The 25,912-nt window shown below is 69.7% G+C and carries 25 protein-coding genes; 9 read left to right on the forward strand and 16 right to left on the reverse strand.

From position 1 onward, the window contains the following. Positions 1 to 31: 31 nt before the first annotated feature. The 7 genes from MOTC310_RS31935 to MOTC310_RS31965 form a co-directional block, all read right to left on the reverse strand. Positions 32 to 892 carry a Dps family protein gene (locus tag MOTC310_RS31935; RefSeq protein ID WP_331304678.1) on the reverse strand — a complete coding sequence of 287 codons (861 nt, stop codon included), beginning with the start codon at positions 890 to 892 and terminating at the stop codon, positions 32 to 34. Between the two features lie 429 nt (positions 893 to 1,321). Further along, positions 1,322 to 1,546, reverse strand: coding sequence for a hypothetical protein (locus tag MOTC310_RS31940; RefSeq protein WP_331304679.1), 225 nt, complete (start codon positions 1,544 to 1,546; stop codon positions 1,322 to 1,324). Positions 1,547 to 1,697: 151 nt separating this feature from the next. Beyond that, positions 1,698 to 1,868: a hypothetical protein gene (locus MOTC310_RS31945; RefSeq protein WP_331304680.1), complete on the reverse strand. Its 171-nt coding sequence runs from the start codon at positions 1,866 to 1,868 to the stop codon at positions 1,698 to 1,700. A 309-nt stretch (positions 1,869 to 2,177) separates the two neighbouring features. After that, the gene (locus tag MOTC310_RS31950) at positions 2,178 to 2,726 is read right to left on the reverse strand and encodes a threonyl-trna synthetase (protein ID WP_331304681.1); all 549 of its coding nucleotides are present in this window, start codon (positions 2,724 to 2,726) and stop codon (positions 2,178 to 2,180) included. Between the two features lie 3 nt (positions 2,727 to 2,729). Beyond that, on the reverse strand, positions 2,730 to 5,978 hold the full coding sequence (locus MOTC310_RS31955; protein ID WP_331304682.1) for an efflux RND transporter permease subunit: 3,249 nt from the start codon (positions 5,976 to 5,978) through the stop codon (positions 2,730 to 2,732). 11 nt (positions 5,979 to 5,989) lie between these two features. Beyond that, positions 5,990 to 7,363 (reverse strand): efflux RND transporter periplasmic adaptor subunit, encoded by a 1,374-nt coding sequence (locus MOTC310_RS31960; RefSeq protein ID WP_331304683.1) that lies wholly within the window; start codon positions 7,361 to 7,363, stop codon positions 5,990 to 5,992. Positions 7,364 to 7,487: 124 nt separating this feature from the next. After that, complete coding sequence (locus tag MOTC310_RS31965) at positions 7,488 to 7,868, reverse strand: hypothetical protein (RefSeq protein ID WP_331304684.1); 381 nt, start codon at positions 7,866 to 7,868, stop codon at positions 7,488 to 7,490. 163 nt (positions 7,869 to 8,031) lie between these two features. Between MOTC310_RS31965 and MOTC310_RS31970 the strand changes: the two genes are divergently transcribed. After that, positions 8,032 to 8,265: a hypothetical protein gene (locus MOTC310_RS31970; protein ID WP_331304685.1), complete on the forward strand. Its 234-nt coding sequence runs from the start codon at positions 8,032 to 8,034 to the stop codon at positions 8,263 to 8,265. Positions 8,266 to 8,626: 361 nt separating this feature from the next. Here the strand turns inward: MOTC310_RS31970 and MOTC310_RS31975 are convergent, their stop codons facing one another. The 9 genes from MOTC310_RS31975 to MOTC310_RS32015 form a co-directional block, all read right to left on the reverse strand. Continuing rightward, positions 8,627 to 9,376, reverse strand: coding sequence for a phosphatase PAP2 family protein (locus MOTC310_RS31975; protein ID WP_331304686.1), 750 nt, complete (start codon positions 9,374 to 9,376; stop codon positions 8,627 to 8,629). Then, positions 9,373 to 10,152: a COG4705 family protein gene (locus tag MOTC310_RS31980; RefSeq protein WP_331304687.1), complete on the reverse strand. Its 780-nt coding sequence runs from the start codon at positions 10,150 to 10,152 to the stop codon at positions 9,373 to 9,375. Before MOTC310_RS31980 ends, MOTC310_RS31975 begins: the two co-directional genes overlap by 4 nt. A 29-nt stretch (positions 10,153 to 10,181) precedes the next feature. Further along, positions 10,182 to 10,976 carry a COG4705 family protein gene (locus MOTC310_RS31985; RefSeq protein WP_473753955.1) on the reverse strand — a complete coding sequence of 265 codons (795 nt, stop codon included), beginning with the start codon at positions 10,974 to 10,976 and terminating at the stop codon, positions 10,182 to 10,184. A 53-nt stretch (positions 10,977 to 11,029) separates the two neighbouring features. Then, a complete protein-coding gene (locus tag MOTC310_RS31990; protein ID WP_331304688.1) occupies positions 11,030 to 11,341 on the reverse strand; it encodes a PepSY domain-containing protein in 312 nt (103 codons plus the stop codon). A gap of 116 nt (positions 11,342 to 11,457) precedes the next feature. Next, a complete protein-coding gene (locus tag MOTC310_RS31995; protein WP_331304689.1) occupies positions 11,458 to 12,717 on the reverse strand; it encodes an ATP-binding protein in 1,260 nt (419 codons plus the stop codon). Positions 12,718 to 12,752: 35 nt separating this feature from the next. Continuing rightward, positions 12,753 to 13,412 (reverse strand): response regulator transcription factor, encoded by a 660-nt coding sequence (locus MOTC310_RS32000; RefSeq protein WP_331304690.1) that lies wholly within the window; start codon positions 13,410 to 13,412, stop codon positions 12,753 to 12,755. 224 nt (positions 13,413 to 13,636) lie between these two features. Then, entirely contained in the window at positions 13,637 to 14,323 is a 687-nt protein-coding gene (locus MOTC310_RS32005; protein ID WP_331304745.1) for a ZIP family metal transporter, read from the reverse strand. A gap of 5 nt (positions 14,324 to 14,328) precedes the next feature. Then, a complete protein-coding gene (locus MOTC310_RS32010) occupies positions 14,329 to 15,279 on the reverse strand; it encodes a cation diffusion facilitator family transporter (protein ID WP_331304691.1) in 951 nt (316 codons plus the stop codon). Between the two features lie 132 nt (positions 15,280 to 15,411). After that, positions 15,412 to 15,834, reverse strand: a complete 423-nt coding sequence (locus MOTC310_RS32015) for a MerR family transcriptional regulator (protein WP_331304692.1) — start codon at positions 15,832 to 15,834, stop codon at positions 15,412 to 15,414. A 65-nt stretch (positions 15,835 to 15,899) separates the two neighbouring features. Here MOTC310_RS32015 and MOTC310_RS32020 point away from each other — a divergent pair, with 65 nt between their 5' ends. The 8 genes from MOTC310_RS32020 to MOTC310_RS32055 all read left to right on the forward strand — a co-directional run bounded on the left by MOTC310_RS32020 (position 15,900) and on the right by MOTC310_RS32055 (position 25,587). After that, a complete protein-coding gene (locus MOTC310_RS32020) occupies positions 15,900 to 18,032 on the forward strand; it encodes a heavy metal translocating P-type ATPase (RefSeq protein ID WP_331304693.1) in 2,133 nt (710 codons plus the stop codon). Positions 18,033 to 18,101: 69 nt separating this feature from the next. After that, positions 18,102 to 18,302 carry a heavy-metal-associated domain-containing protein gene (locus tag MOTC310_RS32025; protein ID WP_331304694.1) on the forward strand — a complete coding sequence of 67 codons (201 nt, stop codon included), beginning with the start codon at positions 18,102 to 18,104 and terminating at the stop codon, positions 18,300 to 18,302. A gap of 88 nt (positions 18,303 to 18,390) precedes the next feature. Beyond that, positions 18,391 to 18,828: a hypothetical protein gene (locus MOTC310_RS32030; protein WP_331304695.1), complete on the forward strand. Its 438-nt coding sequence runs from the start codon at positions 18,391 to 18,393 to the stop codon at positions 18,826 to 18,828. Between the two features lie 81 nt (positions 18,829 to 18,909). Continuing rightward, positions 18,910 to 19,320 carry a FixH family protein gene (locus tag MOTC310_RS32035; RefSeq protein ID WP_331304696.1) on the forward strand — a complete coding sequence of 137 codons (411 nt, stop codon included), beginning with the start codon at positions 18,910 to 18,912 and terminating at the stop codon, positions 19,318 to 19,320. Next, positions 19,317 to 20,885 carry an efflux RND transporter periplasmic adaptor subunit gene (locus MOTC310_RS32040; RefSeq protein WP_331304697.1) on the forward strand — a complete coding sequence of 523 codons (1,569 nt, stop codon included), beginning with the start codon at positions 19,317 to 19,319 and terminating at the stop codon, positions 20,883 to 20,885. Before MOTC310_RS32035 ends, MOTC310_RS32040 begins: the two co-directional genes overlap by 4 nt. Next, a complete protein-coding gene (locus tag MOTC310_RS32045; protein ID WP_331304698.1) occupies positions 20,882 to 24,055 on the forward strand; it encodes an efflux RND transporter permease subunit in 3,174 nt (1,057 codons plus the stop codon). The genes MOTC310_RS32040 and MOTC310_RS32045 overlap by 4 nt, the downstream gene beginning before the upstream one ends. Before the next feature lie 39 nt (positions 24,056 to 24,094). Continuing rightward, complete coding sequence (locus MOTC310_RS32050) at positions 24,095 to 24,841, forward strand: glutaredoxin family protein (RefSeq protein WP_331304699.1); 747 nt, start codon at positions 24,095 to 24,097, stop codon at positions 24,839 to 24,841. Further along, complete coding sequence (locus tag MOTC310_RS32055) at positions 24,838 to 25,587, forward strand: DUF4396 domain-containing protein (RefSeq protein ID WP_331304700.1); 750 nt, start codon at positions 24,838 to 24,840, stop codon at positions 25,585 to 25,587. The genes MOTC310_RS32050 and MOTC310_RS32055 overlap by 4 nt, the downstream gene beginning before the upstream one ends. Positions 25,588 to 25,912 lie beyond the last annotated feature (325 nt).

Below are 25,912 nucleotides of genomic sequence, written 5' to 3' on the forward strand. Positions count from 1 at the left end.
CCCGCGCCTCGCGGCACGGGGGCGGTCCGCGTTACGGCTTGGCGGGTGCCTGGGCGGGAGCCTGCTGGCCCTGCAGGTCGACCGGCTTGTTGTCGTTGAGGTCCCACCCGGTGTTCGGGTCGGTATGCGTCCGCTGGAGCTGGGCGCGCATCTGCCACTGGTACTTGGCGATGCCGTGCTCGACCTCCTGCAGCAGGTTCGAGGTGGTCGGGTCGACGTCCTCGGTCGCCTTGATGGCGGCGTGCACCTCCTCGCCGACGCGCTTGTAGGCGTTGGTGAACCAGACGAGGATCTGGGCATCGTCGAGGAAGCCGCCGGGGATCTCTGGAACGCCCGAGGTCTTCACGATGGTGTTGGCGCGCCCGTCGGCCGAGACGCCGACGGCGAGGAGGCGCTCGGCGATGGTGTCGGCGTACTTCGACAGTCCCTCGTAGTGCTCCTGCAGCAGGAGGTGCAGCGGGTAGTACAGGGTGCCCGACGCGTTCCAGTGGGCCTGCTTGGTCTGGAGTTGGAGTTGCTGCAACTCGGTCAGGGTCTGCTGCAGGGCGGCGACGTTCTTCCTCATCCCGTCCTCGCCGGCGCCGAGGTCAATCACCGGCTGGCGGCTGACCTCGTTGGTCGGAAAGGCCCCAAGGGGCTGCCGGCTCGTCACCTGGGTCTGCGAGGACTGGCGCACGCCTTCGGTCTTGGTACCTGAGGGCTGGGAAGCCGCGGGAGGCGTAGCGTTGGTTTCCTGGGCGACCTGCATGCGCGCCAGGATCTGGGTGGCGGACGGGGCGGCCGCCTTCACGGGGCTTGAGACGCCCGGGGCAGCCTCGCGGGCCAGGGCCGGAGAGAGCGCCGTCGAGGCCAGCAGGAGCGTGATTGCGAGGGTGTGTATCGGACGGGTCATCGAAAGCCTTGGGAACACTGCATTGGGGGAGGCCCGGCACGCCTTCGGGCGGTCGGGAGGCCCCAACAAGGACGAACGCGGCGTCCCTCCCGTTCCTAAGTGAACCCGAATTTACATCGGGGACTCCTGCCCCGTCATGGCGGGGCCGTGCCTTGAATATGCCCTCCCGCAGGCGGGAGGAAGAAACCTGGATGCTTGAACGGTCAGACTTGGAGTTTTACCCTCCCGTGCGCGGGAGGAGGTTCTCGGGCTCGACAGCACGAAACAGCCACTCGGGTTTGCCCTCCCGCAAGGGGAGGTCGTTTGCGGTGAGGCTACCGACGATGTGAAAGAGCCCGTCGATCCCAACACGCGGGTTGCGGGCCGGCAAGCGCGAAGGACATCCAACGTTAACGGGCCGGTCGATGGTCTCGACCGCGCCGCGCCGGCTTACATGCGATGGTGGCGGTGCATGTGCCAAATCATATGACCGTCACGGTGATGGCGCATCATCTGGTGGTGATGGTTGCCGTGCATCTGGCCCATGCTGACGGAGACCATGCCCGGCGGGGCGCTCATCGCGCCGGGCAGGCCGGGCGCGGCCGAAGCGGAGGTCGCGGCGCCGCCAGCGCCGAAGACGGCCAAAACGGCGGCGACCGCCAGGGTCTTCTTCATGGGAGTTTTTCTCAAGGTTTGGGCGCGCCGATCAGGGCCGGCGGCTCGATGTCGACCTGAGACCGGTCGACAACCACGGAACGGCCAAGCTCTCGCAGCCGTCCCCCGGGGCGAATGCGCCTGAAGACCCATGCTTAAGGGCCGACGAGTCTCACAGGTAACGCGCGGCCGCGATCAGCAAGGCCAACATGACCAGGACCAGCGCCATCGACTTGTCGAGAGAGCGTGCGGCGGCCTTGCGTATCTGCGGACGGACACGCCGCCGACGACGCTTGCGCGGTGTCCAGTCGAGTTGCTCCCGGGCGAGCTTCTTGCCGACCATCGACGCCTCTACAGCGGGAAAAGTGCAGGCTCGGACGTGGGCGTCTCGCCCTCGTACCGGACGGTGGTGTGCCCGATGCCGTGACGGCCCCTCATCGGCGCGCAGCCGTCCCGCGTCGCGCCCCGGCTTGCGGCGCCGTCGTCGACAGCGTGCCCGCTTCCCGTGGAAGCCAGCGTCGAGGCGTTGGGGTCGGAGGCGCACCGAACCCCCGGAGAGGCTTCGAAACGGGCGTGTCGACGGCCGTCGGCGTACGAATGTCCCTGTCCCACGATGCGGTCCCGCGTCGTTGCGGGATCTCGTGTCCGGGCGTCAGCGGTCGGCATCGCCGAGAAGGTCGGCCACGTGGGCGCCGGCCGGGTGGCCTGTGGCCGCGCGGTGCGTTCGCGAGCAGGCCGCGTAGCCGGGACCGACGGCGGTCATGACGAGTTCGCGTCGTCCGTCAGTGACCTCGCGGCTCGCGAGGAGCGCGCGGCCGTCTGGCCAAAGTTCGGAATCCGGAAGGGGTCCCGGGCCCGGCTCACCGTAGCGGCGCACGCCCTCGTCGTGGATCGTCCGCCGCGCCGCCTTGAGCGCCGCGCCGTCGAGAGGGACCCCGACCCAGACCACCTGCTGAAGACCCTCGTCCCGGCAGACCACGAGGACGACCTCGGCCGTCGCCGGACCGGTGGCCGGCCCTTGGCCACGCGGATAGTAGAGCGCCGTGAGGTTCGCCTCGCGGTCGACCCTGAGCGGGCGTGGCACCTCGTCGACCGGTCCCCAAGCCAAGCCGAACGGCGCCTCGCCTGGCCCCGCCGCGGCAATCCCGTATGACAAGGCGAGGGCGACCAACCCAGCCGCCAGGAGGTAAGCGCGCCTCATCGCCTACTCCGCGGCATTGAGATGCGGGGGGGCGGCTTCCGGCCGCCGTACGGTCGCCTTCGCAGGCGCCACCTTGCCGAAACGCGCGTACAGGGCGGGTAGCACGACCAGCGTCAGCAGGGTCGCGCTGATCAGGCCGCCGATGACCACGGTGGCGAGCGGGCGCTGGATCTCGGCGCCGGTCTCGGTGGCGATGGCCATCGGCACGAAGCCGAGCGAGGCGACCAGGGCCGTCATCGCCACGGGCCGCAGCCGGGTCATGGCCCCCTCCAGGATCGCCTCCCGCTTCGGGCGGCCCTCTGCCACGAGTTGCTTGATGAAGGTCAGCATCACCAGCCCATTGAGGACCGCCACGCCCGACAGCGCGATGAAGCCGACCGCCGCCGGCACCGACACCGGCATACCGCGCAACCATAGGGCCACGATGCCGCCGGTGAGCGCCAGCGGCACCGCGCTGAACACCAGGAGCGCGTCCCGCGGCGAGCCCAAGGCCGAGTAGAGCAGCAGGAAGATCAGGAAGAAGCAGACCGGCACCACCACCATGAGCCGCTGCTTGGCCGAGGCGAGGTTTTCGAATTGGCCGCCCCAGGTCACGTAGTACCCCGGCGGCAACTGCACCTGGCTCCCGACCTTCTCTTGCGCCTCCGCGACGAGCGAGCCGATATCGCGGCCACGGACGTTGGCGGTGACGACGACCCGGCGCTTGCCGTTCTCCCGCGAGATCTGGTTCGGCCCCTCGGTCACCGAGAAGCTCGCAACCTGCTTGAGCAGGACCGAGCTCGCCCGGCCGTTCGGCCCCGGCGGCAGGGGCACCGGGATATTTTCCAGGGCCTCCCGGTCCTCGCGCACCTTGTCGGTGAGGCGAACCACGATGGGGAAACGCCGGTCGCCCTCGAAGACGACACCCGCGTCCTTGCCGCCGATGGCCGCGCCGATGACCTCCTGGATGGCCCCGGTGCTGAGGCCGTAACGGGCGGCCTCCGACTTGTTGATCTTGATCTCCAGGAAAGGGAGTCCCGCCGTCTGCTCGACCTTCACGTCCTCGGCGCCGTCGATGCCTTTCAGAGCCGCCGCGACCGCGTTGGCCGCCTTCAGCATCGGCTCGAACTCCTCGCCGAACACCTTCACGGCGAGGTCGCCGCGGGTGCCGGCCAGGAGCTCGTTGAAGCGGAGCTGGATCGGCTGCGAGAACTCGTAGACGTTGCCCGCGAGCGCCCCCACCGCCTTCTCGATCTCTTCCTGCAGGTCGGCCTTCGACAGGCTCGGGTCGGGCCACTCCTCCTGCGGCTTGAGCATCACGAAGGTGTCGGAGGAGTTCGGCGGCATCGGGTCGGAGGCGACCTCGGCCGTGCCGGTCTTCGAGAAGACGTACGCCACCTGGGGGAACTTCGAGACCGCTTTCTCGACGTTCAACTGCATCGCCTGCGACTGGCTCAGCGAGGTCGAGGGAATGCGGGTGGCGTTGAGCGCGATGCTCTTCTCATCGAGTTGCGGGATGAACTCCGTCCCGAGCCGGGTGAACAGGAGCCCCGCCCCGACGAGCAGCAGCAGGGCCGCCCCGATGAAGGCGAACGGACCCCGCACCGCGGCGCCGAGCACCGGCCGGTAGGCCGCCTTGAGCGCCCGGATGATGAGGTTGTCCTTCTCCGTCACCTTGCCGGTGATGACGATGGCGATGAGCGCCGGCACGAAGGTGAGCGACAGCACGAAGGCCGAGACCAGCGCGATGATGACGGTCAGCGCCATCGGCTCGAACATCTTGCCTTCGACCCCGGTGAAGGTCAGGAGCGGCACGTAGACCAGGACGATGATCGCCTGCCCGTACAGCGAAGGCTTGATCATCTCCTCCGCCGATGCCCGGACGGTCCGGAGGCGCTCCTCGGTGTCGAGGGTCCGCCCGAGTTCGTGCTGCCGCTCGGCGAGGTGGCGCAGCGCGTTCTCGGTGATGATCACCGCCCCGTCGACGATGAGCCCGAAATCGAGGGCGCCCAGGCTCATCAGGTTCGCCGATATCCTCGCCTCGACCATCCCGGTCATGGTCATCAGCATGGCGACCGGGATGACCAGCGCCGTGATGATTGCCGCGCGGATGTTGCCGAGCAGCAGGAACAGGATGACGATGACGAGGGCCGCGCCTTCGGACAGGTTCTTGGCCACCGTCTTGACGGTCGCCTCGACGAGGCGGGTCCGGTCGAGGACGGTCTGGACCTCGACCCCGGGCGGCAGCGACTTCCGGATCTGGTCCATGCGCGCGTCGACGGCGGCCGCCACCGTGCGGCTGTTCTCTCCGATCAGCATCAGCGCGGTGCCGACGACGACCTCCCGGCCGTCCTCGCTGCCGGAGCCGGTGCGCAGGTCGCGCCCGATGCGGACCTCGGCGATGTCCTTGATCCGCACCGGCACACCGCCGCGGGTGGCGACGACGACGTTGCCGATATCATCCATGTCCTCCAGGCGCCCGGCGGCGCGGACGACGTAGCCCTCGCCGTTGTCCTCCAGGTAGCGGGCGCCCTGGTTGGCGTTGTTGGTCTCCAGCGCGCGGGCGACGTCGGCGAAGGACAGGTCCAGGGAGGCGAGCTTATTCGGGTCCGGTTGGACGTGGTACTGCTTCTCGAACCCGCCGATGCCGTCGACCCCGGCCACGCCGGGCACGGTCCTGACCTGCGGTCGGATGATCCAGTCCTGCACGGTCCGTAGGTAGGCGGTCTGCTCCAGCTCGGTCCTCAGGCTCTGGCCCTCGGGCGTCAGGTAGCTGCCGTCGGGTTGCCAGCCGGGCTTGCCCTCAGCCGAGACCTTTCGCTCGCCCAGCTTCGCGTAGTGGATTGACCACATGTAGATCTCGCCGAGCCCGGTCGAGATCGGCCCCATGGCGGGCTCAGCGCCCGGCGGCAGGTCCCGCTTCACCTGGGCGAGGCGCTCGGCCACCTGCTGGCGGGCGAAGTAGATGTCGAGCTTCTCCGCGAAGACGGCGGTGACCTGCGAGAATCCGTTGCGCGAGAGCGAGCGGGTGTATTCCAGCCCCTTGATGCCGGCGAGCGCGGTCTCGACCGGGTAGGTGACCTGCTTCTCAATGTCGACGGGCGACAGGGATGGCGCGGTCGTGTTGATCTGCACCTGGTTGTTGGTGATGTCCGGGACGGCGTCGATGGGCAGCTTCGTCACCGCGTAGCCGCCGAAGGCGGCCGCGAGCAGCGACAAGAGCAGCACCAGCCAGCGCTGGTGGACCGAGAAATCGAGGATCTTCGAAATCATGTCCGGCCCCCTCAGTGGTCGTGATCGGCTTCGCTCTTCCCGAGCTCGGCCTTGAGGAGGAAGGTGTTGGCGACCGCGATGTCCTCGCCGGCCTTGAGGCCGGAGACGACCTCGAAGGCGTCGTCGTCGAAGCGCCCGAGCTCGACCTCGCGCTTCTCGAAGCCCTCGTCGGTGCGCACAAAGACGACGCGCTTGCCCTCGACGGTCTGGAGCGACGCCTTGGCGACCCGGACGGGCACCCGGTCGGTCTCTGTCTCGACCTCGGCCGTGACGTAGGTCCCCGGGCGCCAGGCGAGGTCCTTGTTCGGCAGCGAGACCACCACCCGGGCGGATCGGGTCTCGGCGTTCAGGAGCGGGCTGACGAAGACCACCTTGCCCTGCTCGCTGCGGCCGCCGCGGTTGACGGTGACCCGCGCCCCTTCCCGGACCTCGTCGAGGTCCGACGTCGGCACCGCGAGTTCGATCCAGACGGTCGAAAGGTCTGCCACGGTGTAGACGTCGGCCGGGTCGCCCTCCTTGCCGACGGCGGTGCCCACGTCGACCTTGCGCTCGACGATGCGGCCGGAGATGGGTGCCCGCAACTCGTACTGGCGGAGCGTGGAGGCGTTGGGCGTCGCCTCGTCGCGCTTCTGCGCGGCGGCGACCTCGGCGGCATTCAGGCCGAGCGCCGAGAGCTTCTGCCGGGCGAGGTCGACGCGGAGTTGGTTCTCCTGGAAGGTGGCCTTGGCGTTGTCGAACGCCGCCTGGGACGCGGCGGCGGAGGCGAGCAGGCGCTGCTGGCGCTCGAAGTTCACCTTCTGCAAGTCTGACTGAACCATAGCGGTCAGGAAATCGCTCTTGGCATCGGCGACCTCGCGGCTGTCGAGGACGGCGACGACCTCGCCCTTCTTGACGTCGTCGCCCAGGCGCTTGCGCATCTCGGACACGGTGCCGACGACGCGGACCGGGACGCGGGCGATCCGGTCGGCGTCCGTCGTGATCGTGCCGGGCACGAGGATGTGCCTCGACAGCAGGCCGCCCTCGGCCTTGGCCACCTTGATGTCCTGGCCGTCGATCTGCTCGGCGGTGATCTTGACGTGACCGTCCTCGCCCTCGGCCTCTGAATGGGCATGCTCGCCGTGGGCGTGCCCATCGCCAGGCTTGGGTTCAGCGGCCTTGGGGGCGGCGGACTTGGCGGGGGCCGCGTTGCCGTGGTCGTGTCCGTCTCCCTCGTCGTGGCGGGTCTCGCCGGGCGACGCGATTCCGGGGCCGGCGGCGAAGGTCAGGGCGGTCGGCGGCAGCCCGGCCGAGGCGAGGAGGCCGCGGACGAAGCCGGACACGGCGGGAACGGCGGCGCCCACGAGGACGCCGGCGGCCACGAGGGCCGCGGTCAGGAGAATGCGCATGATGCCTACTCGTCGGGACGCCGGCGCCGTGGCGGCTTCCGGGGCGGTCCCGTTGCGTTGACGTGAGGGTACGGTCCCCGGGGCTAGGCCAGGGGTTCAGGACGCGCGCCTTCGCGGCGTCACCTCAGGCGCGTGGCGGGCGCGGCAGGCGGTCGGGGAAGATCGACGGGAGGGCCGTGCTGGCCTGCCCGTAGCACGGTCGCGAGAGTGACACGGGAGGGGCGGCCCCCACGGCGTCCAGCGGCATGGCGACGTGGCAGCCGCAATGGACGTGGCAGGCTACGCCGGGGTCGCCTTTCTGGGCCGATGCCTGCGCCAGGTCCGACGCCATCGCCAGTTCGGTACGGTCATGGCCGGCATGGCCTTGATGATACGCGAGATCCTCGGCGAGGCCTGCCGTCGGGGCGGAGACCGCCAGCGCCAGGACGAGGGCGAGCGCGCGGGCGGCGGTCGCCCACCACCCCGTCCATGCCCCGAAGGCCCTCTGGCGTCCCACCGAAACCATCACGGTCCTTATGCGCGAGTCCGGCGTCCTGCCACAAGTCTCGGGGGAAGACGCCGGACGAACCGGTCGCCTTACCGACCGACGTGGTGCTGAACGTCACCTTCAGCCGCGGTTCAAGGCGTTCGCGGCAGCCTTGCTGGACATTCACCGAGAGCGACCGGACATGAAGATGCGCCTTGTCATCCTGGCGACGGCCGCGGGCCTCCTCGCCCCGGCGGCGGCGTCGGCCCAATACTACGAGGGCGGCTATGGCTACAGGCGGCCGCACGACCACGTCGACGTCTACCGCCACGGGGACCACGACGACGACGTCGTCCGGCACCACCACCCGCGTCGCGACGAAGGTCGATTTGACTTCGGCGAGCATCGCCAACGTCACCATCACGACGACGACTGACGGTCGCCCGTCCGAGCCGGCCGCAATTGCCGGTGTTGAAACCGACGCGCCTATTGGCGAGGCGGCGAGGCCGGTTATGCCAATAGGCAGAAGTTGTTGGTGGGTCGTTGGTGTGCCTTCGTTCGGTTTTTCGGGTGAGCAGCGGCTATCTCGGCCTCAAGGTTCGATGTTCATCGGTCGACCGGGCGGCGCCGTCCCTCTGGAGGGAAACGCGTGCGTGCGGTCAGAGAAATGTCGAGCCTGTGCCTGGGGGCTCGGTTCACAAGCGCCTCCGACGGCGTGCTTTCAGCCGCGGTGCCGCAGCGTTTCGACTAGGAGGGTTCGGGCCGACGTGGGCTGGGCCTTGGTGTGGCCCATCCGCTTATCGTTCCTGGTCACCGTGGCTTTGATCGTCCAGCGAGACGCCCATCTCGATTTTGCCGCGCCGCGCCAACCAGTCAGCCGCCGCGGCGCAGAGCGTCGCCCAGGCAGCTCCAACGCACCATCCTGCCAGCACGTCGGTCGGCCAATGCACGCCTAACGCTAACCGGCTCATGCCGACCAGCAAGCTCACGAGGACACCAGCCGCCATGAAGTAATGCCGGATCATCCGGCGCGGCTCGATGCGTGCCAGGAGCGCGGCGAGCGTCAGGTATGTCACCGCGGAGAGCATGGCATGGCCGCTCGGGAAGCTGGTGGTGAACACTTCCGGCGCGTTCGGGACCAGCGTCGGTCGCGGACGGTCGAAGATAAGCTTCAGGATGGTGGACAGGGCTTGGCCGCCGGTAACGGCAACGAGGACGAGGAGGAACGCCCTTTTCCGACGCGCCATGGCGAGGTAGCCCACGACGAGTAGCAGGACCAACCCCAGGATCACGGTGCTGCCGAGGCTCGTCAGGTCACGCACGGTTTCGGGCAGCCAGGCCGGCCCGAGGAGGTGGGACGGGTCGCCCGGCTGGCGGAACATGAGCAGCACGTGCCGGTCGAAGGCCATCGTATCGCCCTCCGCCATCTCCTCCGCGAGCCAGCCGAAGCCGAGCGTGAGGGCGGATGCGACGAACAGCGCCGCCAGCCAGGCGAATACCGGCCGGCGGGCCGGCGGCTGCGACGGAAGGGATGCGTCGCGGCTCATCGCGAGGCCTGCGCATCGCCGCCCGGGTGCCGGCCCGCCCGCTGCGGCAACAGCACGATCAGGGCGATGATGAAGGCCGCGATGACGGCCGAGGCGAGCGGACGGCTCAGGTTCAGCCCGCCCTGGGCTACCGGCTTGTCGAGGAAGTCGCCCACCGTGGCCCCGAGCGGGCGCGTCAGGATGAAGGCGGCCCAGAACAGGCCCACGCGGGAGACTTGCGTCCGGTAGTAGAGCAGGACGACGACGGCGAGCGCAGCCCCGAACACGAGCGCGCCGCCCTCGTAGCCTAGGCCTCCTGTATCGGCGAACCAGTCGCCGAGCGCTGTGCCCAGCGTCTGCGAAAAAGTGATGGCCGCCCAGTAGAAGGCCTCCACCCTTGGGGTCGAGACCGTGTCCACCGAGATCGTGCCCTCGACCGCGTACCAGAGGCCGAGCACGGCCGCGAGGCAGGCGAGCAATAGCGTCGCGCCGCCTGTGTAGCCGATCCCGAGCGAGCGGTCGGCGAAGTCGGCCATGGTCGTGCCGAAGGTCGTCGAGGCGACGATTGTCGCCCAGTAGAGGGCCGGGTGAAACCGCTTCGCCAGGATCTGGGCCACGACCAGGGCGACGAGGATCACCGCGAACAGGGCGGTGCCGGCGAGGTAGCCCCAGTCGAGGGTCATGGTCACGGTGTCGCCGCCGGTCTCGCCGAGCGTGGTGGCCAGGATCTTGATGACCCAGAAGCCGAGCGTGACCGCGGGCACCTTGCTGAGGGCGCGTTCGAGATGTTCGTTCATCAGCCGTGGTATCCCTTCCGTCAGGCGGCTCAGGCCGCGTCGGCTTGCGCCGGATGCCGACCGGCCCGCTGCGGGATGAGGAGGACGCAGACGACCATCGCGAGGGCGAGCATGCCCGAGAGCGTGATGTCACCGATGCCGAGCCCGCCCGAGGCGGGCGGCTTATCCAGCGTGTTGGCCAACGTCGCCCCGAGCGGGCGCGTCAGCACGAAGGCTGCCCAGAACAGGGCGGCCCGGGAGACGCGGGTGAAGAAGAAGAGCGCGGTGACCCCGGCGAGGGCGACGAAGATCAGGAGGGCGCTGCCCTCGTAGCCAAGGCCGGTGCTGTCGGCCATCCAGTCGCCCAGCGCGGTCCCGAGCGTCTGGGAGAACATGATGGTCGCCCAGTAGAAGCCTTCGGCCTTCGGGGTGCGAACGGTCTCCACGGCAACGGTACCGAGCGTCCGCTTCCAGAGGATCAGCGTCGCGAGGACCGAGGCGAGGAGGATCAGCGAACCGCCGAGGTAGCCGATGCCGAGCGAGCGGTCGCAGAAGTCGGCGAGCGTTGTTCCTGCAAGCGTCGTGGCGGTGATAACCGCCCAGTACAGGATCGGACGGAAGCGGTCCGAACGAAGCTGCGCGACGAGCAGGAAGACGAGGAGACTGCCGAAGATCGCGGTCCCGGCCAGGTAGCCGAAGCCTAGCGTCAGTGTCACCGCGTTGCCGCCGACCTCGCCGAGCGTCGTTGCGAGGATCTTGATGGCCCAGAAGCCAAGGTTAACCTCCGGGATTTTACTTGGACTCGTCTTGGACTCGGTATTCATTCGGATGAACTCACGTGCCATGACATCCGTCTCGAAGGACGGGACGTCTGCTCTGTCGGGGCCGGAATTCATGATCAGTCGGGGTTCGGGCCTTCGGCTTTGTTTTCGAGAACCCGACCGGTCGCGGCGTCGACACCGACCTCCTGCGTCACCGAACCATTCCTGATGTCGAACGAGTAGCGGAGACCGCTGCCGCCGCGCTCGCGTTCCAATTCCTCGTCCGTGATCTTCCCGGGATGCGCCTTGAGGGCGATGGACCGCGCCGCGGGCAAGCCGATCTTGGCCTTGCGGGAAAGCTCTTGACCGGTGAAGGCCAGTGCAGGCTGCGCCACTACAAACGAGGCCACGACGACAACTGCGGGCCACCTCGGACGATTGGTCGTCATCGATTCTCTCCATGCCGGTGCGATCACGGGGCAATCGCACGGCGCATCCGCGGAGGGGCGCCGTTGGGGAGAGCGATAGCCTGCTAGAATGAGGACAGAATGAGCGGCTCGGCGCGTCAGGCCGGCAGCACGATCCGGGCAAGGACGCCTTGGCGGCCGTCTCGCCGGTTCTCGACGGTGAGCCCGAGGCCATGGCGCTCGGCGATACGCCGGGCGATGGCGAGCCCGAGGCCGGTGCCTTCGATGTCCGGGGGCGCGGCGCGATAGAAGCGGTCGAACAGCCGCGCCTCGCAGCCCGGAGGAAGTCCGCAGCCGGTATCGCGCATGGCGAGTACGTGCCGGCCCGCCTCTTGCCCCAGGCTCACATCGACCTCGCCGCCCGCCGCGGTGTAGCGTAGGGCGTTGTCGAGCAGGGTCACGACGAGCGTCCGGATCTCGTCTGCAGGGGCGTGCAGCATCACCGAAGCGGTGACCGCCACGCAGAGATCGATGTCGTTCGCCTGCGCCAGGACCGCATGGTCCCCCACGCAATCGAGCAGCAGTGAGGCCAGGTCGATGCGCTCCGCAACGCCCTCCTGCCCGTCGAGCCGGGCGAGGCGCAGCAACTGGTCGACGAGCCGGCTCGCCCGGCGCAAGCCTGCGACCAACGCATCGCGGCTCCCGGGTATGCCCGACGCGGGGAGGACGTCGATCTGCGCGTGCATCGCGGCGAGCGGGGTGCGCAGTTCGTGCGCGGCATCGGCGACGAAGCGCCTCTGCGCGTCGAGCGCCGCCTGCAGGCGTCCGATCAGCCCGTTCATGGCGCCGACCAGGGGAGCGACCTCGACCGGCACGTCCTGCATCGGCAACGGGGTCGTCGCGGAGACGCTGCGCCCTGCGAGGTCGCGCACGAGCACGTCGAGCCGGCCGAGCACCCGGTTCATGGCCCATCCGACCACGAGCCAGGACAAGGGCACGAGTAGAAGCAAAGGCGTCACTGCGCCAAAGGCGGCGGTTCGCGCGAATTCCACGCGGACCACATCGCGCTGGGCGACGCGCACCGTGAGGGCGCCTGCAGCCCTTGTGTAGGTCCGCCAGGTCTCGCCGCCCATGACCGGATCGGCGTAGCCGAGCCGTTCGGGCCGTTGCGTGTCCATGCCGGGATCATTGCGCAGTATTCGGCCGTCCTGCCAGATCGTCACGGCGATCTGGTCCTCGGGATCCTCGTCGGCCGCGGGCGGCGCCTGCGCGGCGCTCTGTTCGTCTGCAAGGCCAGGCCCGGCATTCAGGGCGACCTGACGCAACTGCCCGTCGAGGAAATCGGCCGCCTCGCTCCGGGCGAGAAGGTAGGCCGCGATCATCGCCGCAATGCCGATGCCGGCCAGGAGCGCGGTCATCCAGCCCAGCGCCGTCCGGCGCAGCGAGGCCCCGCTCACGGCTTCGCCACCATCCAGCCGGCACCGCGCAGGTTGAGGATCACGCTCTTGCCGACCTTGCGGCGGATCGACAGGATCAGCGCGTCGACGGCGTTGCTCTCGACCTCCTCACCCCAGCCGTAGATGCGTTCCTCGATCTCGGCTCGCGACAGGATGCGGCCGGGCCGCTCCAACAGGGCGTGCATCAGAGCATATTCGCGCGCACCGAGAACCGCTGTCGCGCCGGCATGGGTGAGGGCGTGGCTTTCGGTATCGAGCTCGGTGTCGGCGGCGACGAGCCGAGCGTTGGCCCGTCCCGCCCGGCGCCGCAGCACGGCACGCATCCGGGCGAGGAGTTCCCGGGTTTCGAACGGCTTGACGAGGTAGTCGTCCGCTCCGAGGTCGAGGCCCGCGACGCGGCTGTCGAGGCCGTCGCGGGCGGTGAGGATGAGGACGGGCGTGTCGTTGCCGGATGCCCGGGCGGCGCGCAGGAGGCAGAGCCCGTCCGCACCGGGCAACCCGAGGTCCAGTAGGACTAGGGCATGGCCACCGGCCCTCAGCGCCTCCTCGGCCATACCGGCCTCACGCACCCAATCAACGACGTAGCCCTGGGTCGCGAGCCCCTGAGAAAGACCGTCGCCGATCATCCGGTCGTCCTCGACGAGCAGCACCCGCATGATCGGTCATCCCCCGTGTTCGGATATTTGGAACGGTGACCGCCGCAAAATCCATCCGCCACACTGCGGAGTGCGGCTGTTTCGAAGATTTTGGCGCCAGCCGCGCCGACAAATGCCAGGACCGTAGCAGTGAGCAGAGGTTTCCTCTGGGCATGTCTCTGAAACTGTTGGCGCGCCAGTCGCCACAGACGGCTTGAAGCAGGTACCGGTGCCGGCCCACCACGTCAGCCGATCATCTCGTCGAGCAGGAGCAGCAGGAGAAAGCCCGCGAAGAACATCGCGGTCACCCACGGACGGTCCTCTGTCTCGTGTGCCTCGACGAGCAGTTCCTCCGTCACAAGGTAGAGGAGCGCGATCAAACCGAAGGCGAGGAAGCCGCCCTGGACGGAAGCGGGCAGCGAGCCGACCGGGCCGCCGAGCAGCGCCCCGAGCGGCAGGAGCAGCACGAGGCCAGCGGTCGAACCGACCACCTTCCACTTGGACGCGCCGCCTTCGCCGAGCTCGTTGGCGACGGTCAGCCCGAGGAACAGCACCTCGATGGTGAGGGCCACCGTCAGGAGGATGCCCGCCCTGGCGCCGGCCGCGAACGCGATGCCTAACACGAGGCCGTCCACCAGGACGTCGATGCCGGTGACGGCCATCAACCCCACCGGTCCCTTCATGCGCCGCTCCAGCGTGCGGACGCCGAGCATGGCCGCCACGCCCAGGGCGCCCCCGATCACGGTGGCCCAGACGGAACCGGTATGCTTCAGGTCGGGCAGGATCTCGCCGGCGGCCGCAGCGAAGACCACGCCGGCGGCGAAGTGCTGGATCGCGCTGACGAGCACGGGACCGGGCCGCAGGTTCACGGCGGCGGCCGCCCCGATGACCGCGGCGGCGACCGGTATGAGCGTGTAGGTCCAGGCTTGCATCGCGGTCACACCACCTCGTCGGGCGCCAGCGCGCAACCGTTGGCCGGATCAGTCTCGACCTGCAGGGTGACGTGGCCGATCCCGAAGCGCTCCCGCAGCCGCCTCGCCGCGTCCATCAGGAACGCGTCCCCGGGATGCCCGTCCAGGGTTACGAGGTGGGCCGTCAGCGCCGTTTCGGTCGTGCTCATCGGCCAGACGTGGAGGTCGTGCAGGCCCCTGACGCCGGGCAGCCCTTCCAGGCAGGACCGGACCTCGGCCGTATCGATGCCGGGCGGCACGGCGTCGAGCGACAGCCGCACCGAGTCCCGTAACAGACCCCAGGTGCTGACCAGAATCACGACGGCGATGACGAGGCTGATGGCGGGGTCGAGCCAGAGCCAGCCGGTCCAGCGGATGAGGAGCGCGGCGACGATGACCCCGACCGTCACGCCCGCATCCGCCGCCATGTGCAGGAACGCGCCCCGGATGTTGAGGTCGCCCTTCCTGCCGGCCATGAACAGCCAGGCAGTGCCGGCATTCACCAGCACGCCGGCGGCAGCGACCCAAAGGATGGTGCCCGTCGCGACGGGCTCCGGCTCCGCCAGCCGGCGCATGGCCTCCCAGGCGATGGCGCCGACCGCGACCAGCAGGATGGCGGCGTTGGCGAGCGAGGCGAGGATCGGGGCACGCTTGTAGCCGTAGGTGCGCCCGGGTGTCGGCGGCTTGTTCGAGAGCCAGGACGCGCCCCAGGCGATCAGCAAACCGAGCACGTCCGAGAGGTTGTGGCCGGCGTCCGCCAGGAGCGCGAGCGAGCCCGACATCGCGCCGAAGGTGGCCTCCAGAACCACGTAGGCCGTGTTGAGGCCGATGCCGATGGCGAACGCCTTGCCGAAGCTTGCGGGGGCGTGGACGTGCCCGGACCCGTGGCCATGGCCGTGGCCCCCGTAGGCATGGTAATGGTCGTGATGCTCCGTCATCGCAAATCCTAGTCTGCCGCGCATTCGGCCGGGGAAACGGCGTGGTCGAACCTTGCGACCTCCAGCGACTGGAGGAGCAAGGGCTGATCTGGATCGAAGCCGGATCGAACGACGCCGCGTCGACGGGATGCGTCAGTGTCGGTCGTGCAGGCACTCGCCATGATCGGCCAACACCTCGATGATGCGGCATTCCCGGACGGGGCCGCCCGAACACTGGTCGAGCATGGCCTGGACCTCCTGCCGGAGGCCGTTCAGCCGCGCGAGCCGGTCGTCGATGTCGGCGAGATGCTTGCGGGCGACTGCATCGGCCTCGTCGCAGGGACGCTCGGGATGCGCGGACAGGTCGAGCAAGGTCCGGATATCCTCGACCTCGAAGCCCAACTCGCGCGCGTGCCGGATGAACCGCAGGCGGCGCACGTCGGCCTCCCCGTAAGTGCGACGGTTGGCATCGGTGCGAACCGGTTTCGGGAGCAGGCCCCGCTCCTCGTAGAACCGGATCGTCGTGACCTTCACCGCGGTGCGCCGCGACAATTCCCCGATGGCGATGGGCTTCACGGCGCTTGCTCCTACAGTCGCTGAAGGAACTAGGGTTTCGTCCGATGGGATGGAAGGCACCCGCCGTGAGCGACGCAGCGACCCTGGACCGGACCGAAGCCCCGCCGACCCGCTTGCGCGTGTCCGGCATGGATTGCGCCTCCTGCGCGGCGAAGGTGGAGACCGCCGTGCGCCGGCTCCCCGACATCGAGCGGGTCGAGGTCTCGGTCGCGAAAGAGACGCTCACCGTCCGGCATGGTCCGGGGACCGACGTCCGGGCCATCGCGGCGGCGGTGCGTGGGCTCGGCTACGGCGCCGAGGACCCGGAGGCAGGGGAGGCGGCGGAGGTCGCGGAGATCCCGTGGTGGCGGGCGCCGAAGGCCCTGTTGGCGTTCGCCTGCGGCTCGGCGCTCGTAGTGGCCTATGCGCTTGGCCACGTCGCGCCGGCGACCGACCGCTGGGCCTTCCTTGCGGCCATGGCGGTCGGCCTCGTGCCGGTCGCCCGGCGCGCCTTCTCGGCCGCCCGGTACGGGACGCCTTTCTCCATCGAGACGCTGATGACGGTCGCCGCCGTCGGCGCGACCGTCATCGGGGCGACCGAGGAGGCGGCGACCGTCGTCTTCCTGTTCCTCGTCGGCGAGGTGCTGGAGGGCGTCGCCGCCGGCCGCGCCCGCGCGAGCATCCGCGGGCTGACCGGCCTCGTCCCGGAGACGGCGCTTCTGGAACGCGGCGGCACGACCGAAGCCGTGCCCGCCGCGAGCCTCAGGGTCGGCAGCGTCGTGATGGTGCGGCCGGGCGACCGCGTTCCGGCGGACGGCACCGTCATCGACGGCGGGAGCGACATCGACGAGGCGCCGGTCACCGGAGAGAGCGTACCGAGGCGCAAGCAGGCGGGTGACGCGGTCTTCGCCGGCACCATCAACGGCGACGGCGTCCTGCGCGTGAAGGTGACCGCAACCGCACGGGACAACACCATCGCCCGCGTGGTGCGGCTGGTGGAGGAGGCGCAGGAGGCGAAGGCCCCGACCGAACGCCTGATCGACAGGTTCTCGAAGGTCTACACGCCGGCCGTGGTCGCCGTGGCGGCGCTGGTCGCGACGCTGCCGCCGCTCGTCGTCGGAGCCTCCTGGAGCGAGTGGGTCTACAAGGGGTTGGCCATCCTGCTGATCGGCTGTCCCTGCGCGCTGGTCATCTCGACGCCGGCGGCCATCGCGGCCGGCCTTTCCGCGGGCGCCCGCCGGGGCCTCCTCATCAAGGGGGGCGCCGTGCTGGAGCGGCTGGCCGCGGTCACGCAGGTGGCCTTCGACAAGACCGGCACCCTGACCGAGGGCAAGCCGGTCGTGACGGATGTGGAGGCTTTCGGCCGGTCCGAGCGGGACGTGCTCTCGCTGGCCGGCGCGCTTGAGGGCGGCTCCTCGCACCCGCTGGCCCGGGCCGTCCTTGCCAAGGCCGCGGAGGCCGGGGCGCCGATGCCCCCGGCGTCCGGCGTCGGCGCGCTCGGCGGCAAGGGCGTCGCCGGAAAGGTCGGCGGGCTCGACGTGTTCCTGGGCTCGCCCCGGGAGGCCGCCGCACGCGCGGCATTCGTCCCGGAGCAGGAGGCACGGATCTCCGCCTACCAGGTCGAGGGAAAGACGGTCGCCGCCCTGGTGGTGAACGGTGCCCTGGCCGGCCTTCTCGCCATGCGGGACGAACCGCGGCCCGACGCCAAGGCCGGGATCGACCGGTTGGCTTGGCTTGGCGTCGAAGCCCTCATGCTGACGGGCGACAACGCGGCGACGGCGCGGGCGGTGGCCGGCACCCTCGGCATCGAGGCGCGGGCGCAACTCCTGCCGGAGGACAAGCAGGGGATCGTGCGCGAGCTCCAGGCGGCCGGCGCGGTCGTGGCGAAGGTCGGCGACGGCATCAACGATGCGCCCGCGCTCGCGGCGGCCGACGTGGGCGTCGCCATGGGCGGCGGCACGGACGTGGCGCTGGAGACGGCCGACGCGGCGGTCTTGCATGGCCGCGTCGCGGACGTGGCCCGTATGGTCGAGCTCTCGCGCCGGACGCTCGCCAACATCCGGGCGAACATTGCCATCGCGCTCGGCTTGAAGGTGGTTTTCCTGGTGACGACCATCGCCGGCATCACGGGCCTGTGGCCGGCGATCCTGGCCGACACGGGCGCGACCGTGCTGGTCACCGCGAATGCGTTGCGTCTGCTGAGGATCAGGCTTCCGTAGGTCCGATGCCTTGACCTTCCCACGGTGGGAAGCCCCATCTGCGTGTGACGTCAACCGAAGGAGCGCGTCATGCATCGTTTCAAGGTCGAGAAGATGGGGTGCGGTGGCTGCGCCAAGTCCGTCACCCGCGCCGTCCAGGGCGTCGAGCCGAACGCCGGCGTCGAGGTCGACCTCGGCGCGAAACTCGTGACCGTGTCGGGCGTCACTGGCCCGGCCGACCGGATCGCCCGGGCCATCGCCGAGGCCGGCTACCCGGCCGAGCCGGCCTGAGGCTCGCCGCAACCAAACGGCGCATCCGCCGTTCCCGAGCTTACCGGACGGACTTCCGCGCCGGCCCGGAATTTGGCATCCTGGATTCGTGACGTTCTGGCTCGCCCTCCGGCGACTGTTGCCGCTCCTGGCGGTCATCAGCCTCGCCCTGACGCCGGTGGCCGCCCCCGCGGCCACCGCGGGCATGCACGCGTCGATGTCCCACGTCGGCCCTGACGCGACGGCCATGGCCGGCCACGGCGACATGGACCATGCCGCCATGGGTCACCACGACGCCGGATCGGTCGATATGGCGGGCATGGGCATGGACGACATGCCGTGCTGCCCGAAGGCCCCGGCCGCTCAGCCGGACTGCGCCAAGGGCTGCCCGCTGATGGCCCTGTGCCTGGCGAGCGTGGCGTCGCTGCTCCCCGCCGCGCTCCCGGTCCCGGTGCCCGTCGCCACCCGCGCGAGCGTGGCCTGGCCGGCGCCCGCGACCTTCGCCAGCGTGCACGGGACGCCGTACCCCGAGCCACCCCGAGCCTGAACCCGATGCCGCCGGCGCTTGCGCCGGCACGGTGACGCGCGCCCGCGCGCCACCATTCATCGCGTTCAGGAGACATCACCCGTGACCAAGAACCCCTTCGCGCGCGCCGTGCCGGCCGCGCTGCTCGGCGCCGTGCTGTCGGCGTCGGCCCTGACCCTGCCCGCCCGCGCCGACATCAAGGACTACCACTTCCAACTCGTGCAGCAGGAGGCGAAGGTCGGCGAGGCCGTCGTCGCCGTGCGTCTCGTGGACAGGCGCACGGGCAAGGCGGTGCCGGACGCCGTGATCTTCGCCAAGCGCCTCGACATGGCCCCCGACAGCATGGAGGAGATGGTCACCAAGCTGGAGCAGGTGCCCTCGACCGAGCCCGGCATCTACCGCTTCAAGGCCAAGCTCTCGATGGCCGGAGGCTGGCGTCTCTCCCTCGGGGCCAAGGTCCAGGGCGAGACCGGCACGGTCGAGGATCGGCTCGTCTTCCAGGCCGTCAAATGAGCCGGTCGGCATGGCTCGCCGGGACCCTCGCCGTGTTCGCGGCGGGAGGCGTCGGCTACGTCGCCGGGCACGGGACCCCCGCCGTGCCGGCATTCGTGGAACGGGCCCGGTCCGAGTTCTTCCCCGGGCTCGTCGAGGGCGTGCGAGAGCGCGTCGGCGGCTGGCTTCCTGCCGGCACGGGACCGGCGGCGGCGCCCGCACCGGCCCCGGCGAAGGCGGCCGGTCCGGTCCTGTACTACCGGGACCCGGACGGGAAGCCGGTCTACTCGGCGTCGATGATGGCCACCGATGACGGGCGCGAGTTCCGGGCGGTGCGCGCCGGCGAGGACGTCGGCTTCGACGACCCCGACGACGGTGAGGCCATGCCCGCCGACATGGCCGGCCACGACATGTCCGACCATCGAATGGCCGGGCCCGGCATGGCCCAGGGCGGGATGGCCAGGCCCGCCGGGGGCGACCGCAAGGTCCTCTACTACCGCAACCCGATGGGGCTCCCGGACACCTCGCCGGTGCCGAAGAAGGACTCGATGGGGATGGACTACATCCCCGTCTACTCGGGCGAGGACGAGGCCGGGAACGTCGTGACCGTCTCGCCCGGCAAGGTCCAGCGCACCGGCGTGCGCACCGAGGTCGTGGACCGGCGGGTGGTGGCGCAACCGGTGCGCGTCCCCGGCACGGTCGCCCTCGACGAGCGGCGGGTGACCGTCATAGCGACCCGGTCCGACGCCTATGTCGACCACGTCGAGAACGTCACGACCGGCGACCGCGTCCGCAAGGGCCAGGCGCTGGTCCACGTCTACTCGCCCGAGATCAACGCCGCCGCGGCCCAGCTGATCGCCAACCCGGGCTTCGACGGGGCGCGCCGCAGGCTCCAGAACCTGAACGTCTCCGAGGCCGTCATCGACGAGATGGAGCGCACCCGGAAGGTGCCGATGGCCATCACGTGGTCCTCGCCCCGGGACGGCCTCGTCCTGCAGCGGACCGCCATCGAGGGCATGAAGGCCGCGGCCGGCGACACCCTGTTCCGGATCGGCGACATCTCGGCGATGTGGGTCCTGGCCGACGTGCCCGAGCGCGACCTCGCCTCGGTGCGCGTGGGGCAGCCCGTCACCGTGCGCCTGCGCTCTTCCCCGGGCCGGGCGTTCGCCGGCAAGGTCTCGGTGATCTACCCGCAGGTGAACCCCGACACCCGGGCGACGCGGGTGCGCATCGAGCTCCCGAACCCGGACGGCGCGCTCCTGCCCGACATGTACGCCGACGTCGAGATCGCGACCGGCGACGCCAAGCCGGTGGTGGCCGTGCCAGACGATGCCGTCATCGACACCGGCGAGCGCCAGGTCGTGCTCCTCGACCGTGGCGAGGGACGTTTCGAGCCGCGGCCGGTGAAGATCGGCGTCCACGGCGAGGGCTACACCGAAATCCGCGACGGCGTCGCGGTAGGGGACAGGGTCGTCACGGCGGCGAACTTCCTGATCGACGCGGAGAGCAACCTGAAGGCGGCGCTCCAGTCCCTGGCCGCCCCGAAGGACGACCGGCAGGCCGCGATTGCGGGAGGCACGCCGTGATTGCGCGCCTCATCGGCTGGTCGGCCCGCAATCTCGTCCTCGTGCTGGTCGGGACGGTGTTCGCCGTCGCGGCCGGCGTCCTGGCGTTGCGGACGCTGCCGCTCGACGCCATCCCCGACCTCTCGGACGTGCAGGCCATCGTCTACACCGAGTATCCGGGTCAGGCCCCCCAGGTCGTCGAGGACCAAGTCACCTATCCCCTCACCACCGCCATGCTGACCGTGCCGAAGGCCAAGGTGGTCCGCGGCTTCTCGTTCTTCGGCGTGTCCTTCGTCTACGTGATCTTCGAGGACGGCACCGACCCGTATTGGGGCCGCTCGCGGGTGCTGGAGTACCTCAACGCGGCGGCGAGCCGCCTGCCCGCCGGCGTGACGCCGACGCTCGGCCCCGACGCCACCGGCGTGGGCTGGGTCTACCAGTACGTCGTGGTGGCGAAGGAGCGGACCCTCGCCGAGCTGCGCTCGATCCAGGATTGGGTGATCCGCTTCGGGGCCTCGCGCGCCGAGGGCGTGGCCGAGGTCGCCGGCGTCGGCGGCTTCGTGAAGCAGTACAACGTGGTCGTCGACCCGAACCGGCTGCGCGCCCAGGGCATCTCGCTCAACAAGCTCCGGGACGCCATCCGGTCGAGCAACGCCGACGTCGGCGGCCGCACCGTCGAGCTCTCGGAGTTCGAGTTCATGGTGCGCGGGCGGGGCTACCTGAAGGGCGTCGCCGACATCGAGAACATCGTATTGAAGACCTCCGGCGGCACGCCCCTGCGGGTGCGGGACGTCGCCCGCGTGGAGCTCGGGCCGGACGAGCGGCGCGGCATCACGGAGATGAACGGCGAGGGCGAGGTGGCGGGCGGCATCGTCCTGCAGCGCTTCGGCGCCAACGCCCTCAGCGTCATCGACGGCGTCAAGGCGAAGCTCGCGGAGGTGGCCAAGAGCCTGCCGGCCGGCACGGAGATCCTGCCGGTATACGACCGCTCGCAACTGATCGAAGCGGCCATCGACACCCTGCGGCACACGCTGGTCGAGGAGAGCATCGTCGTCTCCCTCGTCTGCGTGGTGTTCCTCCTGCACGTGCGCAGCGCGCTGGTGGCCATCCTGATGCTGCCGGTCGGCATCCTGATGGCGCTCGCCGGCATGAAGGCGCTCGTAATCGGCGCCAACATCATGAGCCTGGGCGGCATCGCCATCGCGGTCGGCGCCATGATCGACGCCGCCATCGTGATGATCGAGAACGCCCACAAGCACCTGGAGCGGGCGCCGCCCGGCAAGCCGCGGGTCGAGATCCTGGTCGAGGCAGCGAGCGAGGTCGGCCCCTCGCTGTTCTTCTCGCTCCTCGTGATCACGGTAAGCTTCCTGCCGATCTTCACCTTGGAGAGCCAGGAGGGCCGGCTGTTCGGGCCGCTCGCCTACACCAAGACATTCGCCATGGCGGCGGCGGCCCTGCTGTCAGTGACGCTGGTTCCCGCCCTCATGGTGCTGTTCGTGCGCGGGCGCATCATTCCCGAGCACCGCAACCCCCTCAACCGCCTGCTCATCTGGCTGTACCGCCCGCTCATCGCCGGCGTGCTGCGGGCTAGGGTGCTGACCATCCTGCTCGCCGTGGGCGTGCTGGCGGCAACTGTCTGGCCGGCCCGGCAACTCGGCTCCGAGTTCATGCCCGACCTCGACGAGGGCAGCCTGCTCTACATGCCGACGACCCTGCCGGGGATCTCGGTGACCAAGGCCGGCGAGTTGCTGGCCACCCAGGACCGCATCATCAAGTCCTTCCCCGAGGTTGCCTCGGTCTACGGCAAGGCGGGCCGCGCCAACACGGCGACCGACCCCGCGCCGATGGAGATGTTCGAGACCGTCATCGCCCTGAAGCCCAAGGCGGAGTGGCGGCCCGGCGTCACCCTCGCCAGCCTCAAGGCGGAGATGGACGCTGCGCTGCAGTTCCCGGGCGTCTCGAACGCCTGGACGCAGCCGATCCGCGCCCGCATCGACATGCTCTCGACCGGCATCCGTACGCCGGTCGGCATCAAGGTCCTCGGGACCGACCTGAAGCAGATGGAGGGCGTCGCGCGGCAGGTCGAGGCCGTGCTGCGCAACGTGCCGGGCACGTCGAGCGCCTACGCCGAGCGTGTCATCGGGGGCTACTTCCTCGACATCACGCCGGATCGCGAGGCGCTGGGGCGCTACGGCCTCATGGTCGGGGACGTGCAGGACGTCATCGCCACGGCTCTCGGAGGCCAGGCGGTGACGAACACGGTCGAGGGGCGCGAACGCTACACCGTAAACGTCCGCTACCCGCGCGCCTTCCGCTCGGACCCGCGCGCCATCGCCGACGAGGTGCAGGTGCCGCTGCCAGCCGGCGGCACGGTGCCCCTGCGCGAGGTGGCCAAGGTCGAGCTTACGCGGGGACCGACCTCGATCCGCACGGAGAACGGGCAGCTCGCGGTCTACATCTTCGTCGACATCGCCGGGCGGGATCTGGGCGGCTACGTCGCCGAGGCGCGCCAGGCGGTGGCCGACGAGGTCAAGCTGCCACAGGGCACGACCCTACAGTGGAGCGGGCAGTACGAATACCTCGAACGGGCCGAGGCGCGCCTGAGGATCGTGGTGCCGCTGACGCTGCTCGTCGTGTTCCTGCTCCTCTACCTGAACTTCCGGCGCCTGACCGAGACGCTGATCGTGATGCTGTCGCTGCCCTTCGCCCTGGTCGGCGGGGTGTGGCTCCTGTGGTGGATGGGCTTCAACATGTCGGTCGCGGTGGCGGTGGGCTTCATCGCGCTGGCCGGCGTCGCCGCCGAGACCGGCGTCATCATGCTGGTCTACCTCGACCACGCCTGGGACGAGGTCCGGGCCGGGTGCGCGCGAGAGGACCGACCCCCGACGCGGGCGGACCTGCGCCGCGCCATCATGGTCGGCGCGGTCGAGCGGGTGCGGCCCAAGATGATGACGGTGGTCGCCATCATGGCGGGTCTCGTCCCGATCCTCTGGAGCACCGGCTCAGGCTCCGAGGTGATGCAGCGCATCGCCGTGCCGATGATCGGCGGGATGGTCTCCTCCACCGCGCTGACCCTCGTCGTGATCCCCGCCGTCTACGCGCTCGTGAAGGGCTGGACGCTGCCTCCGGGCAACCAAATCCGGGCGGAGGCCGTCGAGGAACCGACATGCCATCGGGCCGCCGCCGAGTAGTGGCGCCGCCTGCCCGAACCCGCATCCAAGGAGCAACCCATGTCGTCATCAGCCCGCAAGGCCGTCCTCTATCGGATGGTCACCCCCGAACACACCTGTCCCTACGGCTTGAAGGCCAAGGACCTCCTCGAACGCCAAGGCTTCGCGGTCGAGGACCACCTCCTGACCGACCGGGCGCAGACGGACCGCTTCAAGGCCGAGCACCAGGTCAAGTCTACGCCCCAGACCTTCATCAACGGCGAGCGCGTCGGCGGCTTCGACGACCTGCAGCGCCACTTCGGCAAGGCCGCCAACGACCCGAACGCCACGACCTACACCCCTGTCATCGCGGTGTTCTCGATGACGGCGCTGATGGCGCTGGCGGCGAGCTACGCCGTGTACGGCACGCCCCTGACGATGCGCGCCGCCGAGTGGTTCATCGCCTTCAGCATGTGCGTGCTGGCCCTCCTGAAGCTGCAGGACGTCGAGAGCTTCTCGTCGATGTTCCTCGGCTACGACCTGCTCGGCCGGCGCTGGGTCCGCTACGCATACGCCTACCCGTTCCTGGAGGGCATCGCCGGCGTCCTGATGGTGGCGGGTGCCCTGAACTGGATCTCGATCCCGGTGGCCCTGTTCATCGGCACGGTCGGCGCGGTGTCGGTGTTCAAGGCGGTGTACGTCGACAAGCGGGACATCAAGTGCGCCTGCGTCGGAGGGTCGAGCAAGGTGCCGCTCGGCTTCGTCTCGCTGACCGAGAACGTGATGATGGTCGCCATGGCCCTCTGGATGCTGGCGGTGCACCATTGAGCGCCGCCTTCGCCGCCCCGGGCTGGCTCCATGCCCTCGCAGTCGCGTCCCTCGTGCTGGGGGCCGCCTGCTCGCTCCTGCTGTCGGTGCAGGTGATCCGGCATCCGCAGCACATGGCGGTGATGAACGTCGTCTGGCCGGTCTGCGCCCTGTTCGGCACGCTGGCCGTGGTCTGGGCCTACTTCCGCTACGGGCGGCTCGCCACGATGGAGGCGCACCACAACGCCATGGAGCGGGACGAGAAGCCCCCGAACATGACCGAGACGCCGTTCCCGGCGATGGTGGGCAAGGGCTCGCTCCACTGCGGCAGCGGCTGCATGCTGGGGGACGTCGCCGCCGAGTGGCTGGCCTTCCTGGTGCCGGCGGTGGCGGTCTGGTTCGGCTGGCACGCACTGTTCGAGGAGAAGATGTACGCCGTCTGGGTGCTGGACTTCGTCTTCGCCTACGCGCTCGGGATCGTGTTCCAGTATTACGCCATCGTGCCGATGCGGGGGCTCTCGCCCGGCAAGGGGCTGATCGCGGCCATCAAGGCCGACACCCTGTCGCTGATCTCGTGGCAGGTCGGCATGTACGGCCTCATGGCCCTCGTGCAGTTCCGGCTCTACCCGGACCTGGCGGGGCGGTCGGCCCCGGTGAACTCGGTCGAGTTCTGGTTCGCCATGCAGGCCGCCATGGTAACGGGTTTCCTGACCAGTTACCCGATCAACTGGTGGCTCGTGAGTGCCGGCATCAAGGAGCGTATGTGACGGACCTCCTAGGCATGCGGCGAGTTCCGGCAGGCCGCCTGCTCCAAGCGATATCGCCCAATCTCGACCTACACGCAGCGTCCGCGAAAGAACCCGTCGGCGGAAGGCTCCGGATGCGAGTTGACCCGGCCGCCGGGCTTGCCGTCGTCAACGCCTGACGACGCCTCCGTTTGGGGCATGCCAAAGCCCATTATTCGGGACGTTTCCCGTGCCCTACCGTAAAAAAGCTGAATCCCGCCCAGGGGATCAATGGTTTGGACGGACCGTTATGAGCGGCCGGCTCTAACCATTGAGCTACGGGCCCGGGAGGCGCCGACGGATAGCC

The sequence above is a fragment of the Methylobacterium oryzae genome (assembly GCF_036441375.1).
Classification (GTDB): Bacteria; Pseudomonadota; Alphaproteobacteria; order Rhizobiales; family Beijerinckiaceae; genus Methylobacterium; species Methylobacterium oryzae_A.

What these genes read in the sequence shown, in the direction of transcription:
- MOTC310_RS31935 (WP_331304678.1), bottom strand. Translation starts at nt 892, where the DNA reads ATGACCCGTCCGATACACACCCTCGCAATCACGCTCCTGCTGGCCTCG.
- MOTC310_RS31940 (WP_331304679.1), bottom strand. Translation starts at nt 1,546, where the DNA reads ATGAAGAAGACCCTGGCGGTCGCCGCCGTTTTGGCCGTCTTCGGCGCT.
- MOTC310_RS31945 (WP_331304680.1), bottom strand. Translation starts at nt 1,868, where the DNA reads ATGGTCGGCAAGAAGCTCGCCCGGGAGCAACTCGACTGGACACCGCGC.
- MOTC310_RS31950 (WP_331304681.1), bottom strand. Translation starts at nt 2,726, where the DNA reads ATGAGGCGCGCTTACCTCCTGGCGGCTGGGTTGGTCGCCCTCGCCTTG.
- MOTC310_RS31955 (WP_331304682.1), bottom strand. Translation starts at nt 5,978, where the DNA reads ATGATTTCGAAGATCCTCGATTTCTCGGTCCACCAGCGCTGGCTGGTG.
- MOTC310_RS31960 (WP_331304683.1), bottom strand. Translation starts at nt 7,363, where the DNA reads ATGCGCATTCTCCTGACCGCGGCCCTCGTGGCCGCCGGCGTCCTCGTG.
- MOTC310_RS31965 (WP_331304684.1), bottom strand. Translation starts at nt 7,868, where the DNA reads ATGGTTTCGGTGGGACGCCAGAGGGCCTTCGGGGCATGGACGGGGTGG.
- MOTC310_RS31970 (WP_331304685.1), top strand. Translation starts at nt 8,032, where the DNA reads ATGAAGATGCGCCTTGTCATCCTGGCGACGGCCGCGGGCCTCCTCGCC.
- MOTC310_RS31975 (WP_331304686.1), bottom strand. Translation starts at nt 9,376, where the DNA reads ATGAGCCGCGACGCATCCCTTCCGTCGCAGCCGCCGGCCCGCCGGCCG.
- MOTC310_RS31980 (WP_331304687.1), bottom strand. Translation starts at nt 10,152, where the DNA reads ATGAACGAACATCTCGAACGCGCCCTCAGCAAGGTGCCCGCGGTCACG.
- MOTC310_RS31985 (WP_473753955.1), bottom strand. Translation starts at nt 10,976, where the DNA reads ATGGCACGTGAGTTCATCCGAATGAATACCGAGTCCAAGACGAGTCCA.
- MOTC310_RS31990 (WP_331304688.1), bottom strand. Translation starts at nt 11,341, where the DNA reads ATGACGACCAATCGTCCGAGGTGGCCCGCAGTTGTCGTCGTGGCCTCG.
- MOTC310_RS31995 (WP_331304689.1), bottom strand. Translation starts at nt 12,717, where the DNA reads ATGACCGCGCTCCTGGCCGGCATCGGCATTGCGGCGATGATCGCGGCC.
- MOTC310_RS32000 (WP_331304690.1), bottom strand. Translation starts at nt 13,412, where the DNA reads ATGCGGGTGCTGCTCGTCGAGGACGACCGGATGATCGGCGACGGTCTT.
- MOTC310_RS32005 (WP_331304745.1), bottom strand. Translation starts at nt 14,323, where the DNA reads ATGCAAGCCTGGACCTACACGCTCATACCGGTCGCCGCCGCGGTCATC.
- MOTC310_RS32010 (WP_331304691.1), bottom strand. Translation starts at nt 15,279, where the DNA reads ATGACGGAGCATCACGACCATTACCATGCCTACGGGGGCCACGGCCAT.
- MOTC310_RS32025 (WP_331304694.1), top strand. Translation starts at nt 18,102, where the DNA reads ATGCATCGTTTCAAGGTCGAGAAGATGGGGTGCGGTGGCTGCGCCAAG.
- MOTC310_RS32040 (WP_331304697.1), top strand. Translation starts at nt 19,317, where the DNA reads ATGAGCCGGTCGGCATGGCTCGCCGGGACCCTCGCCGTGTTCGCGGCG.
- MOTC310_RS32050 (WP_331304699.1), top strand. Translation starts at nt 24,095, where the DNA reads ATGTCGTCATCAGCCCGCAAGGCCGTCCTCTATCGGATGGTCACCCCC.